This window comes from Secundilactobacillus paracollinoides DSM 15502 = JCM 11969 (genome assembly GCF_001311135.1).
In the GTDB taxonomy this organism is placed as follows: Bacteria; Bacillota; Bacilli; order Lactobacillales; family Lactobacillaceae; genus Secundilactobacillus; species Secundilactobacillus paracollinoides.
Map to the genome: position 1 here is coordinate 1 of NZ_BBAG01000002.1, position 14,519 is coordinate 14,519.

Sequence of the window (14,519 nt, forward strand, 5' to 3'; positions counted from 1 at the left end):
AGAAAAGTCCGGGTCTGACTTTTTTGACCAGAGTTGCTTACACAGGAGCCTTCTGCCTCGCGGAACACGTTTCCGCTATGTGGCCAGAACTCACGTCGCCAGAACTAATCGAAAAATAAACCCACCTTCCATTTACCTGGAGGGTGGGTTTTAAGGTTAGTGCTTAACTATCAAGCGTGGTAATCAATCCGGCTTGCTAGGCCACCACGCCGAAACGAGTTTCGGGCACGGGGCTAACGTGTAACGGACTCTGACCAAAAAGTCAGGCCCGGACTTTTCGGCCAGAGTCCGTTACACACCGCCCCTAACCCGCCTTCCTCCACTCTCTAATACCCGCTAAACACCACCGAATTCACACCAAAAACATTCAACCCATAAAGAAATACCATAATCAAATTAAGCACCATCGAAATCAAAATAATCCCATACGGCAAAGTCGCCATGTAAAACCCAAAGATCCACGGATTCCGGAAACGACGTCCTTTGTAGTTGAAACAAAAGACAATCAAGATCAGAGTTAAAATAATTTCTAAAATAAAGCCAACCCAATACACGCCAACACTTGCGGCGTTCAGCTGGAAATAATAGCCGCCTAACGCAATGATGTCTACAATAATAGCTAGTAATGACATGGTGCTTATCTCCCCTTTTTTCACTCATTTGATGCTGGATTCATTGTACCATGAGCCTGATATGACGGGCTTAGGAACGATGTTAGACAGGTATTTCTTAGTTGGTTCTTAAGAAATCAAGCAGAAAAAAACACCTCCGTACACAGTCAGATGTACAGGGGTGTTTTCGCTTAACCGCTCAATCTTGACGCCTGTCAGTGACGCTATTATTTTGCTGGTTAAGGTGAGACTATGTGTTTGTTGTTTAGATTGCTATGTGTGATTTAAGGTTGGAAAACAAATTAAAGTATTTTTTGGTGTGCCTGGCTGTCACTTCTAGACAATTTCTTGTTCCATGAGGTGAAAGCCTATTGTATATGCAACTTCGGCACATATATCAAATTCAGAATTGTGGTTTTTCTTGGATGAGTGCCTCTGGCGTCGAGCTCTTAGGCTGCCACGCTGAAACGTGTTTCGCGAGGCAAGGGGCTACTACGTAAGCAACTCTGGCAAAAATGCCAAGTTCAGGCATTTCTGCCAGAGTTACTTACGCTCCGCCCCTTAACCGCCTCGCTCCAAACTCTAACGACCACTCACATGCGCCGAATTCACATCCCGCTTACCTGCAAATACCGGTCTCAAGAAGTGAACGCCTAACCCAAGTACCGCACCGACAACCGCTGGGACGACCCAGTCCATGCCTAGATTTGCGAATGGCAAGACGCTTTGTTGGAAGCCAGCCAATGCCTTTCCTAAGGCACTCTGACTCACAACAGCCGGGAACGATGCCATCATATCCAGGAATGCTGGTACCGCTGTAAAGACCACGACGAACAGGTAGACTACTGGGTCGCGATGGAATAGTGGTGAGAAGATCGACAGCAAGATCAGCACCATTGCGAATGGGTACAGGAACATCAGCATTGGTGTTGACCACTGGATGATCGTATCCAAGCCGAAGTTAGCGGTCAGAAATGACGCTAGGGCCATGAAGCCTAACCATTGACGGTAACTGAACCGTGAAAAATGTTTGTGGAAATCTTGTGCGAATGCAGCAATCAACCAACGGCAGTGGTCAGGCAAGTCACTGTCAGCAGAGTGGCTAACAGTGCGTGGCCAAAGGCACCCATGTAGTAGGTCACCAATTGATTAAAAGCCGTCCCACCATCCGCGGAGACCGTGAACCGGCCAAGCGTTGTGGCGCCCAACCAGATCAACCCAACGTAGATCACGCCGATCATGCCAGTGGCGAAAACACCAGCTTTGGCAGTTACTTTAGCGTTACTCTTAGCGGTCGTTTTGCCTAGCTGGTTAACAGCCGTAACGACCGTGACCCCAAAGGCCAATCCGGCCAGGGCATCCATCGTGTTGTACCCTTCCAAAAACCCGTTAAAGAAGGAAGCGTGCTTGTATGCAGCGGTCACGGCCTGAGTGCCAGCGCTGCTCATGGGATGAACGAATCCCATGAGGAAGACGACGAATAACATCACAAGAAATAGTGGGTTGAGCACTTTCCCAACGGAATTCATGATGTTGGATTCCTTGTAGGAAACGAGAAAGGCTGCTCCGAAAAACAATGCTGAGAATACAAACAGACCCACGTGCGCCCAACTAGCGGGCAATAATGGCTGAACACCGACTGAAAATGGAATCGTGGCTGTCCGTGGTGTCCCAAACAACGGGCCGATGGTGGCGTGGATCAGGACCATGAAGCCTAACGCAAACGCTGGTCCCAGCGGCCGACCAATGTCATAAACACCCTTTGAATGGGTCACACTAACGGCCAGAACGGAGCAGAGTGGTAAGACCACGGCGGTTACCAGGAAGCCGACTGTCGCTAACACCCAGTGACCCCCGGCAAGCTGCCCTAAATGAATTGGAAAAATAAGATTACCGGCTCCGAAGAAGAGCCCGAAAAGCATTGAGCTAACAACGAAATACTGTTTGCCTGTTAAAGGCTTTGGATTTAAATCTTTGACTGGTTCCATAACTGAAGACCCCCATATTATGTTTGATGACGCAAACGACCTGTAACCTATAAATTTGAATCTGGCTAATGCCACTAATCTGATCTTCCACTGAAACCACCCGCTTTCTCTATGAGTCCTTATGTAATCAAAAAGGCACCCCTAATTCAGACGATTGTCTAAATTAAGGGTGCCTCTGCACGTTACCACCTTATCATTGTTGCATCATTGCTGATGTAACCTCTTCACGTACGGCATAACTGCGATACGCTAACACGATAATGGGTGTGCCCAATGTACGTTACTGATGTTCGGTACATCGCTCAAAAGGGATTTTCACGACTAGTGTCCCACTTCCTCTCACCAAACGAAGCTCGCTTGCGGACACCTAATCGCTACTCAACTTTCTCATAGCGTTTATTAATTTATGACCCCATCATAATCAGGGTTCAGCAGCTTGTCAACAATTTTATTAGGTTATTTTAATGTGAATCGACTTGTTAAGGGCGTCAACAATGTCCCACCAGGCCATGCATGATAAGGCGTTGACCTATTCTTGGTTAATCGCAAAATTTTTTCAACTTAATTTGCTGATTAGAAAAACGGCCAACAGAAAAATGGCCGACCGTAATGTGTATAAAAATTCAGTTTACTTCTTCGACTCTGAAAACTTTCGCCGCGTTGGACTGACCCAGGTCCCAGATCCAGCGTCAAAAATTGTTTTCACCGCAGGAATAAACGTCGTCACAACCGTAAAGGGATTCACCATCCAGTAGTACAACATGTATAACGGTGCAAATGGCAAGTATTTCAGTTTGGCCCCTCGATGATCAAGTAACAGCGCTGTCACCAGCTGGACCAACCCAGCCACAAGTTCAAATGCCACAACGATGCAGGCCATGCAAAGCGTTTGAAGAAACAGTTGCATGTCACCCTGTAACAGAAAACTAACCATGGAGAAGCCGAAGATCAGGCTCGAGATCACAAAGAAGAACGACCAAACGATGGACAGCGTTGAGTCAATAAACATCGACATTTGAAACCGCCGTTGAAAGGGATGACGTAAAAACGGCTTCAGGTTGGTTAACCAGACTTCCGTGCCGCCCTGCGCCCAGCGTTTGCGCTGATGATAGAGGTCCTTCACAGTTTCAGGAACGTTCATATGGAAGATAATATTGGGGGCAAACCGTGGGACACTGCCGCTAACTTGCTGGTCCCAGGCCACACTGATATCCTCAGTTGCCCGGTCCTGCCGAAATCCATTCACCTCAATCAGGGAACTCTTTCGGTACAACGTGTTGGCACCGCTATACGCGTACATGGAATCGTTGACGGCACTCTGACTACGCTTGATAACGCCCACGATACTGGAAAACTCAACGGTTTGCGACTTGCCCAGCATGCTCGTTCGATTCTGCACGTCCATGTTGGCGGTCACCGCAGCCGTATTCATGTCCTGGTCGTGAATGAAGAAATTCATGTACTTCATCAGCGCCTCTGGTTCAGGAATCGTGTCGGCATCGTTGCTCAAAATATACTCGCCCTTAGCGAAGAACATCCCGATGTTAAACGCGTGTGCCTTGCCCTTATTCTTAATGATTTCAACAGTCCTTAACCGATCGTACTTTGTCATCAACCGGTGGACGATATCAGCGGTATGGTCGGTCGACCCATCGTTCATGACCAGCACTTCAAAATTTTCGTAATCCAGATTTTCAAACAAATAGGTAATGGTTTGTTCGATCATGATCTCCTCGTTGTGGGCGGGAATCATAATCGTGATAAACGGCTGGTCTTCGGGCTTAAGTCTGTGCCAATCATCGCATTTGTTGATTTTAAAGAACCGGTACGACAACGCACCCCAGAACCAAAAGAACGAGCCGACGATTGGATATAAACACAGAATCAGCATTAAAAACTGTATAATGTCACCAAACGAATTCGTTGAAAAGATACCGTTAAGCACGCCGCTCACCCACTTCCTCAAGGGCCTCTCTTTCGGCCTGACGCTCTGCCAGAATTTTATCCTTATCGACCTGGCCCATTTCAGCTAACTCGTGCGTATCCAAATTTTGTTCTGGCTGAACCCGATACAACCGGACGTTCTGCCGAAACTTCTCTTCACCAAATCGTTTTGTCATGAACTTCGTCAACTCAGTCTCACGGTTCCGCTCATCCAACGGATCAAACGTCGGCCACTGTTCGATCAGCCGCTCTCGTTTTCGATTTTGAATCAGGACCATCGAAATCGCAAACACCGCGGTGACCGCAAAACAAAACAGCAGGATAATCCCTAAGAATCCGAACGTATACATCCCACCACGAAGATCAATGGTGACGCCAAACAGACGAATCGACCGGTGCGTCAAAATAATGCCTGTCATCACGATCGGCACGATCATCGAAATTAAGCCAAACAAGGCCACCAGCGACTCCTTGATTTTGAGTCCCCAGTGCCCTTTTTCAAAGAAAAGGTCCGTATACAATTGCTGTTTAGCACGGTCGCCCGTTGACGGGGTCGGCTGTGGCGTCGCCGCCGTCGTTGACGGTGACTTGCAGGGTTTGATCGTTGTGGTGTGCGTCTGTTGCATGGCCTGTCGCCTCAATTCCAGTCTCAATCTCATTGACTGGCTTGCCAAACAAATATCCCTGACGAAAATCGATCTGTAGTTGTTCGGCGAGGGCCTCATCCTTGGCGTCCTCAATGCCCATTAAATACAGAGATATGTGGTTGTCCTTAGCCAAATTGTTCCAGAATTGCAGATTTAAATCGAGCCAGACATTCGGGTCTTCCTTTCGAAACGACCGCATGGAACATTTCAAAATGTCGACTGCCGGCAGCAGCCACTCGATATTGTGCAGACTCGTCAATTCTGAATCAGCGTTGTCAATGGCGATGCGAACCCCATACTCTTTTGCGTTAGTGATCTGACGCATAAATTGTTTTTGCCTAATACTATGTAGTTGCTGCGTTGCGTGATACTCGATCACAAGGTCCATCGGGTCGATCTTACTGATTGCCCACCTGACAAACAATGGAAAGTTAGGATCCATGATCTGCTCGTAGGTGAGGTTGATCGATAGACTGTAATGCACCACTGGTAAGTGCCGGAACGTCTCCTCCAAGAGAACCACCACCCGTTGCAACGGCATCCCTGCCAGTTGCTTGGGCAGCGTCCACGTGCCGTCGTGGTGCTGCTGGCGTAATAAACATTCATAGCCGATCACCTTGCCGCGGTAATTGACCTGTTCTTGTATAAAATACTGTAGTTTAAGGTCCGGATCATCGAAGTAGTCGTTCGTACGCTTTCTAGTCGCGTAGTAGAAATGCGCCACCCAAATTGCGAAGAACGCCACGATCACCCAGAAGATGATGAATAGCCTGACACCTAGCTGCCAAAGCAACCCAATCTCCCCCTTTGCTTGAAACTTGTTTCTCCCTTTGAAGTGTGAATAATCAGTTAATCAGTTCGTTGCATTCCGCAATTTGGCACTCCGTCGTGGTGGCTCGCGATGAAGCTAATTCGATTTCTGCTGCGCAGCTCTCGAATGGATCTTCATCGTCTCGCACATCAGTAACCGACCAAAATACGGTCGCCAACTGATGTCGACACCACGGCTCCGTGCCAAATTGGGCCATTCCACTAACATTGAGCTTACTTATTGCCCAGATTAAGCATCACAATTGCATTAACCCTTGTTCGCGGAGAACTTCGCCCTTGACTGCTGCTAATGCTATTAATAGCTATGCTTCATACTAAGGTCGACTTGATAGTATCGATTAAGGAACAAGTAGACTGCCTGTATTGGTCTATTTCGCTAAGAAGCGACATCTTACTCGTTCAATTGTGGAAAGACTCCTTATCTAAAGTGTTACCGACCAAATTTAGGTTCCAACTACCAAAATAGCCTTAAAATTGCCCCTTTAGTCCTATTATCATAAAGCCTATTTAACGGCATTACAAGCTAGTTTTGTTGTTTTATTCTACAGCTAACCTAAAACACACTTCATCACACAAGTTCAATCCCACCCACCGTGTTATATCAGACTTGATTTTACAACCATTACACGTCTAACCGTATTGTATGCTATGTCGTGTTTATCACAAAGAACCCTTATATTACAGTTTAATAACATTTAGGATCAGCAATCAGCACGCAAAAAAACACCCATCACTTACATACGATGAGTGTCTTTCTTGATTACAAATTTGACCGACTAATCTTGCTTACGTCTCTTTCTGCCTAAGCCTACAAGGCCAAGCAATCCAAGCAAGGTTACGCCCGCTACAGCCCAAGCACCACTCCGTTGCTCATTTGTTTGTGGCAACTTATCGGCGTTTGCTGCAACATTCTGAGTCATTTGAGTGTTATTAGCGCCAGATTCGGCGTTCATAGCTGCAGACTCCGTTGCTTGTGCAGTAGTAGTTGAAATTCCACTACCGCCATTTGACGAAACACCTGAACCAGGTGTCGTCGTGGTTGGGTTATCGCCCTTACCATTACTGGTTTGACTACCCTTACCACCATTGCCATTGTTACCTGGAACGACAACTGGTTGCCCCGGTGTGGTCGTAACATCACTTCCGCCGCCTGGAGTTGTGGTGCCGCCATTACCATTGTTATCGCCACCTGGTGTCGTCGTACCACCATTTCCGTTACCATTGTTATCGCCCGGATTTGACGGGTTAGTGGTGCCACCGCCATTGCCTGGGTTAGATAGCGTGCCATACGTGACAACAATGCTTGAATAAGGTGCCATGGCGATCTTAGCCGTATCATCCAGCGAAGGCGTAGTCCCGAACCCAAGCCCATAAGGCGTCAAAATTGAAGCATCTGTAATGCCAACTGCCAGTGTTTGACTGGTAGTCGTGCCATCAGCTGTGGTTGTCGTTACTTTGGTTGAATTGTCGCCATTCGTCGTGTACGTGATAACCGTCCCGTCGCTTTGGGTGACAGTGATTGTCTTCAAGTCACTTGCTGGGTAGTTAGTCACGCTGATGTCAACACCATTAGCATCAGTTCCAGTCGGGTAAGTCAGATCCTGATTGGTAGTACTCAGCACAGTACCAGAATCATTTTGAACCGTGACCGTGTACTTTGCTTCAGCATCAGTGATCGTTAACGTCCCAGCAGTCACGACTTGATTGTCAAATAAGTAACCAGTATTAGCAGCAGCCAAATCAGCCAGTCCCTGGGCACTCAGAGAGATCGTGTAGGTGCCAGGATCCGCTTTAACAGCACTGGTATCGAGATCTGCGCTATCTGCAGGCAATGTGTAGGTGCCATCACCATTTGCTGTCCAAGAAGTTGGTGCGACCATGCCAGCTGGTAGTGTCGTCGTATAGCTGTCTGGTGTTTCGCCCGTCCAAGTCATGGTTTGGTCCGTGATTGCACCTGGTGCGCTGACCACTTGGTTGTATTGAACGTAATAGAGGCCGCCAATGATGGTTGAACTGGCACTGGAAAGAGTAGAAGTATCTAAGGTGTACGTATTCGTTGCTGGCACAGAACCCGTAACCAACTGATACGTGATGCCGTTATTCACAACCGTCGTTGGTACAACTGACGATGTAAGGTACGTGTCGCCTGGATTTCCAGTCGTGGTTACCGTGTCAATAATAGCGCCGTTCTCATTTTGGAGGTAGTAAACATCTTCAACTTGAGACTTTACAATGACATATTGCCCACCGGTTGAACTATCATAGGCAAATGCATCCGTGAGTCCCAAAGCATTCGCAACCTCGGGTACTGTTGTGTACACACCCAAATCATTTACAACATAGTCACCCTGAGTTTGAGCGGGATCATCAGTTAAGTACAGCACACTTTGGTCACGCGTTTTATATTGACTGAAGGCCCCGGATGTCACCGTGGTATTTGGATCAACTGTAATGTCGATCGGGAAACTCTGCGTAGAAACAGTACCATTGTTCGTCGTAACACTGGCAAACTGAATCTTAAATACCTGACGATCGTTATAGTTTGCTTCCTGCGTCACAGTAAGTCCAGTACTTGTCACACCATACTGCGTCAATGTCGCTTCAATATCTGATTGCACGGTACTTGCTGGATCTGTCGCAACTAAACCATCAGCAAGCGTCACGTCAAAGTTCTCAACCGCAGCGCCGTCATATGTTTTGGTAACGGAGCCGATTGTTGCGTCCGCTGTCTCAGCTTCAGCTAACGAGGCCGTAATTTTCTGTGCTTGACCGGTTGCGCTGAAGGTCGCTGCCGCAGCTTGTTTCGTTGCGGCTAAGGTTGCACTATCGGTGGCCCCTAAATCAGTCTCGGTCGTCGTGCTATTGGCAGAGCTGGTGTTCGAATCGGTGGCACTGCTGCTGGAATCAGTTACTGTGCTACCCGTAGTCGAACTGTCGCTGGTTGTACCGGTAATCGTTGAAGCATCCGTTGCCGCACTACTACTCGAATCTGCGGTCGTTTCACCGGTTGTGTTCGCGTCAGTTGCCGTTGAACTAGCCGTTGATGAACTGAGTGTGGCACTAGATGACGACTGTAGCGCCGCTGAATCACTGTCACTACCGTCATTTGTGGTTGTCGTGGCCGAATCAGCCGCACTTGTTGTATCCGCATGAGTCGTAATGTTACCGCTTACTAAAATGGTTGCACCCAAAGTAAGGCTTGCAAGACTCGCAAACACCAGTGCTTGCCAGCCTTGTACGCCTTGTAATGGGTTGTTAAATTATCCCTTAAATCCTGTGCATGATTATTTTTTCCAACCATAGTCAAATACCCCCGTTTGTACTCCTATGACAATAATCGAACAGTCAAATTACAATGATTTCGACTTCAGATACGCTTGCACTAACCTCTCCAAAAGGCTGGCTACGCTGGTGTTCTCCTGCACCGCACGAATCTTCAGTTGTTTGATCAAATCACTGTCTAACGTCGTGGTAAACTTCTTTTTCCCCATCGAAGTTCATCTCCTCTAAAAAACAATGACGTGATGATTATGATACTTTTGTGGTCAGATAATCCTTGGCAAGCTTCTCCAATAAGTTTGCGACACTGGTATCTTCTTCCACCGCAATGATCTTCAGTTGCTTGATCAGATCACTGTCTAATGTTGTGGTAAACTTCTTTTTCCCCATCGAAGTTCATCTCCTCCAAAATAGATTTACTCGAAAGTATAGTGTCATTGTATACGGTTCCCACGTCTTAGTAAATACGTATGACTCGCCAAGATGTAAGATATGACGCAAGGTATTTAAGTATTGTTGTATAGACAACATAACACTCGAAATTGATGGGTATAAATTTTATTGAACAGCCCCATTTCATCCTGAAATATGGCACCTGTCAATTATCCTTCAAAAAAAGTGCCATCCAAAAGTCCACATTTTAGTGGCCTTCGGATGACACTTCTTTTATTTTATGAACATCGAAAACAGGTTATTCACCGTTCTTAAGTCAAACTACTTAGTCTTCCTTACGTTTCTTACCAAAACCTACAAGGCCAAGCAGTCCAAGGAGTGATGCCCCGGCAATTGCCCATGCGCCAGACTGTGACTCGTTGGTTTGTGGGAGCTTGCCAGTTGCTTGTTGTTTAGCAGCATCCTTGCCGGTAACTGCTGAACCAGTAGTGGCGTCAGCAGCACCAACTTGGCTATTCGTTGCCGAAGCAGTCGCGTTGCCAGTGGTTGTTGCCACATCCGTCAAGCCGGTTGATTGGCCATTGTTACCAGTAGGCTGGCCAGTTTGGTGATTGTCTGTGCCTGTTACGACCTGATTCGTGGTCGTGTGCACATCGTTGCCGGTTGTCCCAGTACCGTTGCTTGTCTGATTCGAGCCAGAAGCGTTGTCACCATCATTTGGCACAACGACTGCATCGCCGGGTTGGTAGCGACATCGTTGCCGTTGTTACCAGGTGTTGTGGTTCCACCATTGCCATTATCTGGGTTGGTTGGATCAGTCGTGCTCCCGCCATTCCCATTGTCTGGGTTAGTTGGGTCAGTTGTGCTCCCGCCGTTCCCATTATCTGGGTTGGTTGGGTCAGTCGTGTTCCCGCCATTGCCATTGTCTGGGTTAGTTGGGTTTGCAGTGTAGACTACCGTGACAGTACTGTCAGCTAAGTCAGCAGTGGCAATATTGCCAAGTAATTCCTGGGCAACACTGGCCTTGTCAGCTGTGTAGCCAGTTAGGTCAGGGGTTACAACAGCGTCGTACCCGTTTTGCGCGGTGGCGTATGACGTGCCGGTAACCAAATCGCTGACCGTCTTCCAGTTCATTGTCTGGGTAACGGGCGCTGCGGCTTGGGTGCCATCGGCGTATACGTAGTTGATCGTCCGCGTTGTGGTAGTTGTGCCGTCAACGATCTTGTGGGCCAAATGAACCGTCTGGTTGGCAGCCCCATCAGCAGTAAAGGTGTAGGCAATCTGACCATCCTGGTTCTTAGCCATAACATAATTGGCAGGAACGGTAACGGTGTAGGTGCCGTCTTCGTTCGTCACACCAGTAACGGTTTCAGTGACACCAACTTGTTGGCCAGTCACGTCGTCCACGTAGGTCACGTCAAACGATTGGACGTTAGCCGTGTACGTCACAGTGATCTTGCCATTCTTCGTTGCAGGCGTAGCTACTGTGGTCGTTTCCGGCGTGTAACCCGCAATTTCAGGAACGCTAATGGCGTCACCAGGGTAACTGGTGGTTGTTACGTCACTGGCGCCTGGAATCGCATTGCCGTTTTGGTCAACCACTGAAATGGTCGTCGTGACCTTAACGGGCGCAACCTTAGCCAACGTTACCGTATAGGTCTGGTTCACGCCATCGTTGGTATCAAACGTCTTGGCAGCGTTGGTCAGTGTGTTCAGACTGCCGCTTTGAGGCGTGTAGCCCTGGTTAAGCAGCGCTTGTTCCTGAGCAACCGCACTGCTGTAATCGATCGTGCCATTTGAGACACCATCAATTGTGGTTGAGGCAAGGTCGTTCCCCTTGTCATCCACAAAGTTCACAACGACCTGTTGGGCATTGGCGGTGTAGGTCACTTTGATTGTTGGCGTCTTTTCGGCTGGAATCGTCACAGTCGAAACGGTGGCGGTGTAGCCTTGAACCGTTGGCACGTCAACACTCGTGCCAGGATAGTTTGAAACCGTGGTGCTGGTGGTGTTTGGAATCGTGTTCCCGTTGTCGTCAACTGGCACGATCGTCGCAGTCACCTTCACGTTGCTGTTTTTCACGAGGGTAACCGTGTAAACTTGTGAGGCACTGCCGGCCGGATCGGCCACGTTATCAAACGTCGTTGCGGCGCTGGTCAACGTGTTCGTTGTGCCAGCCTTTGGCGTGTAGCCCATGTTGATGAGGGCTTGTTCCTGTGAAACGGCTGAGCTGTAATCAACAGCTGCATCCGTTTGACCGTTGATCGTGGTTGTTGCCAAGGTGTTACCCTTGTCATCAACGAAGTTAACGATGACGGCCTGAGCGTCAGCGGTGTAGGTAACCGTGTAGGTGTTGTCAGTTGGCGTGTCAGTCGTGGCAGTCTTTGTGAGGTCGATTGAGCCTGGTGTTACCGTGTAGCCGGCAACTGCTGCTGGGGTGTAGGTTGCTGGTTCGTCACTCGTTGGGGTGTACGTGGTGGTCTTCGTCACATTGTCTGTGTCTGAATCCCAGTTCACCGTGTACGATGTGGTGGTGTCGCCAGTTGCGAGGCCCGTTTTTGAAATGGTATCCGTCGTTGTAGCAGCATTCTGGGTCAGTGTGTGGCTGTGGACTAAGTGAATCGTCACATCAGGGTTGTCGCTGGCTGCGAAGGTGTAACTGCCGAAAGCAGCTTGGTCGGATGCGAGTTCGTAGCCTGCTGGAATGGTTGCAGTCCAAGTAGTGGTAGCATCCGTTGTACCAGTCAATTGATCAGTCTTAACAACCGCGTTATCACTGGCATCATCATCAACGTAAACCAGGTCAGCTGTTTGCTTATTTGCCGTGTAAGTGACGGTCACATCAGGGGTAACCTTTGCGATATCCGTTAAAGCAACCGAGGCTTGCGTTGGTACAGTACCGACCGTTGTCAGATTTGCTGTGTAACCTGCAACTTCAGGTGAAACAACGTAGGTCGTGTTCCCTGAAATCGTGGCGTAAGTTTCGTGGGTCGCTTCGTCGGTTACCGTGTTCCAGTTAAACGTCTGCGTGGTTGAAGCAGGCGTCTTGCTGGCGTCACCATCGGCCAATTGATAAGTGATTGTCCGAGTCGACGTTGCCGTCCCGTAGTCCAACTTGTGCACCAGGTTAATGGTCAGATCATCTGAGTCATCAGCCGTTACTTTGTACGCAACCGCATTGATGCCGTCTTGTGAAAGAATCGTAGCGGTTTGATCGTCTGAAAGAGCGTAACCAGCCGGAATCGTGATGATGTAGTTGCCGTTTTCGCCAACGTATGTGCCGGCTGTATCAGTGCTAATCACCGCGTTGTTGTCGTCTTGGTCAACGTACGAAACCGTTGCTGAAGCAGCTTGAGTATTGTAGATGACATCAATGTTTGTAAATTGAGCCATTTGTTGTTTCATCTGGTCTGTCAGTTGTGGCGTGCTGCCGACACCGATACCGAATTCTGCCATCAGTGCTGTAATTGGCGCAGAGACAGTTGAGCTTGTATCCTTGCTGCTGTCGGTGTTCAAGAAGGTTGCGGTTGTCGTCCCATCGCCATTATTTGTGAAGGTAATCTTGGTGATGCCCTCAGTGTTGTAGGGTGAGTTCGTGTTGGCCGTTGCAACGACCTGCTGAAGCTCATCAGCAGTATAGCCGTTAACCGCAACGTTGACACCATCAACACTGGTGCCATCTGGCCAAGTGTAGTTTTCAGTGATCGTTGGTTGCAGACTGTTACCAGCCGTATCGGTAATCGTCACCGTATAGTTAGATTGACCCGCTTTTACTGTCACAGTCCCGGTGCGATAACGTTGCTGTCAAACAGGTAGTCCTGATTTGCGGCTGCCAGCTTAGCGAGACCCGTAGCGGAAAGGCTGACGTCATAGCTGCCGACGTTTGGTGAAACGGCAGAGACGTTCAGGTCGCCGCTGGTGGTTGCGATAGTGTAGGTACCGTCACCGTTAGCAGTCCAACCTGTTGGCGCAGTCAAACCAGTTGGCAAAGTGACCGTGTAGCTGGTTGGTGTGCTGCCCGTCCATGACATCGTTTGATCAGTGATGGCACCGGCAGCTTGCGTGGTGTCCATAACCTGCAGGTATTGCACCGTGTACGTGTTCCCCGTAGCAACCGTTGCCGCGTCTGAAACGGTCGTGGTGATTGCTGGGTAGGTTGCGTAAGTGGCTACTGCACCGTCTTTGAGTTCATAAGTGATGCCGTTTTGGACGATGGTCGTTGGGACGAGTGACAGCGTGTTGTAGGTTGTTTGCGGTGTGCCGATTATGGTCTTGCTGCCGAGAGAAACGCCGTCTGGGCCTACGAAGTTGTAGGTGTCTTGGACTTGAGCTTGGACGATGCCATATTGGTAAATATAGTTAGTGTAAGTACTATTTAAAATATAAGCGTCGTCTATTCCAAGTGCATTGGCAATTTCAGGAACATTTACATAAGCACCATACCCATCAACGGCATAGTCACCTTGAGTATCTGCAAAGTTATCGGTAATGTAAAGTGCCCCACTGTCAGGTGCTGAAGTGTTCGGACCAATGTACCCACTCGTTACAGTTGAGTTAGGATCTGTCACGATGGTAACAGGGAACAAGTTATCTAGCGTGACACTTCCGTTGAACGTTGTGACACTGTCAAATGAAATCTTGAAGACTTGACGATCTTTGTATGACGTTTCTTGGGTAACAGACAAGCCCGTGTATGCAACATTGTAATCTGTAAGTGATTGCGTGATTTCGGAAGTAATCGTACTTGCTGGATCAGATGCGACCACTGCATTACCAGTGCTATCAGTTTCACCAATAACGAAACCTGCTGGAACAACCAAATATTC

11 protein-coding genes, 1 pseudogene and 1 other annotated feature are annotated in these 14,519 nt (G+C 48.4%); all 12 genes and pseudogenes read right to left on the bottom strand.

The genetic code is table 11. The features are described from left to right. Positions 1-326: 326 nt before the first annotated feature. On the bottom strand, positions 327-632 hold the full coding sequence (locus JCM11969_RS01425; protein WP_054707337.1) for a hypothetical protein: 306 nt from the start codon (positions 630-632) through the stop codon (positions 327-329). Positions 633-1,193: 561 nt separating this feature from the next. Next, positions 1,194-2,599, bottom strand: a pseudogene (brnQ, locus tag JCM11969_RS01430) (branched-chain amino acid transport system II carrier protein). A gap of 162 nt (positions 2,600-2,761) precedes the next feature. Next, positions 2,762-2,999: a binding site (T-box leader), on the bottom strand. 228 nt (positions 3,000-3,227) lie between these two features. After that, positions 3,228-4,490 carry a glycosyltransferase family 2 protein gene (locus tag JCM11969_RS01435; RefSeq protein ID WP_082409128.1) on the bottom strand — a complete coding sequence of 421 codons (1,263 nt, stop codon included), beginning with the start codon at positions 4,488-4,490 and terminating at the stop codon, positions 3,228-3,230. 46 nt (positions 4,491-4,536) lie between these two features. Further along, complete coding sequence (locus JCM11969_RS01440; protein WP_225353079.1) at positions 4,537-5,169, bottom strand: hypothetical protein; 633 nt, start codon at positions 5,167-5,169, stop codon at positions 4,537-4,539. Continuing rightward, a complete protein-coding gene (locus JCM11969_RS01445) occupies positions 5,072-5,983 on the bottom strand; it encodes an EAL domain-containing protein (protein WP_065928475.1) in 912 nt (303 codons plus the stop codon). The genes JCM11969_RS01440 and JCM11969_RS01445 overlap by 98 nt, the downstream gene beginning before the upstream one ends. An 814-nt stretch (positions 5,984-6,797) precedes the next feature. After that, positions 6,798-9,212, bottom strand: a complete 2,415-nt coding sequence (locus JCM11969_RS01450; protein WP_054707345.1) for an MBG domain-containing protein — start codon at positions 9,210-9,212, stop codon at positions 6,798-6,800. Further along, positions 9,194-9,322, bottom strand: a complete 129-nt coding sequence (locus JCM11969_RS20170) for a KxYKxGKxW signal peptide domain-containing protein (RefSeq protein ID WP_082409113.1) — start codon at positions 9,320-9,322, stop codon at positions 9,194-9,196. The genes JCM11969_RS01450 and JCM11969_RS20170 overlap by 19 nt, the downstream gene beginning before the upstream one ends. Before the next feature lie 49 nt (positions 9,323-9,371). Continuing rightward, a complete protein-coding gene (locus tag JCM11969_RS18150) occupies positions 9,372-9,512 on the bottom strand; it encodes an RH3 domain-containing protein (protein WP_169790379.1) in 141 nt (46 codons plus the stop codon). A gap of 37 nt (positions 9,513-9,549) precedes the next feature. After that, the gene (locus JCM11969_RS18155) at positions 9,550-9,690 is read right to left on the bottom strand and encodes a hypothetical protein (RefSeq protein WP_169790380.1); all 141 of its coding nucleotides are present in this window, start codon (positions 9,688-9,690) and stop codon (positions 9,550-9,552) included. A gap of 328 nt (positions 9,691-10,018) precedes the next feature. Next, entirely contained in the window at positions 10,019-10,417 is a 399-nt protein-coding gene (locus tag JCM11969_RS01455; protein ID WP_082409114.1) for an LPXTG cell wall anchor domain-containing protein, read from the bottom strand. Further along, entirely contained in the window at positions 10,318-13,473 is a 3,156-nt protein-coding gene (locus tag JCM11969_RS01460) for a beta strand repeat-containing protein (RefSeq protein ID WP_156319213.1), read from the bottom strand. The genes JCM11969_RS01455 and JCM11969_RS01460 overlap by 100 nt, the downstream gene beginning before the upstream one ends. Beyond that, complete coding sequence (locus JCM11969_RS01465; protein WP_054707354.1) at positions 13,470-14,513, bottom strand: MBG domain-containing protein; 1,044 nt, start codon at positions 14,511-14,513, stop codon at positions 13,470-13,472. Before JCM11969_RS01465 ends, JCM11969_RS01460 begins: the two co-directional genes overlap by 4 nt. Between the last annotated feature and the right edge of the window lie 6 nt (positions 14,514-14,519).

Coding starts and splice junctions, on each gene's coding strand:
- JCM11969_RS01440 (WP_225353079.1), bottom strand. CDS start 5,169: ATGCAACAGACGCACACCACAACGATCAAACCCTGCAAGTCACCGTCA.
- JCM11969_RS18150 (WP_169790379.1), bottom strand. CDS start 9,512: ATGGGGAAAAAGAAGTTTACCACGACGTTAGACAGTGATTTGATCAAA.
- JCM11969_RS01425 (WP_054707337.1), bottom strand. CDS start 632: ATGTCATTACTAGCTATTATTGTAGACATCATTGCGTTAGGCGGCTAT.
- JCM11969_RS01435 (WP_082409128.1), bottom strand. CDS start 4,490: ATGCTGATTCTGTGTTTATATCCAATCGTCGGCTCGTTCTTTTGGTTC.
- JCM11969_RS18155 (WP_169790380.1), bottom strand. CDS start 9,690: ATGGGGAAAAAGAAGTTTACCACAACATTAGACAGTGATCTGATCAAG.
- JCM11969_RS20170 (WP_082409113.1), bottom strand. CDS start 9,322: ATGGTTGGAAAAAATAATCATGCACAGGATTTAAGGGATAATTTAACA.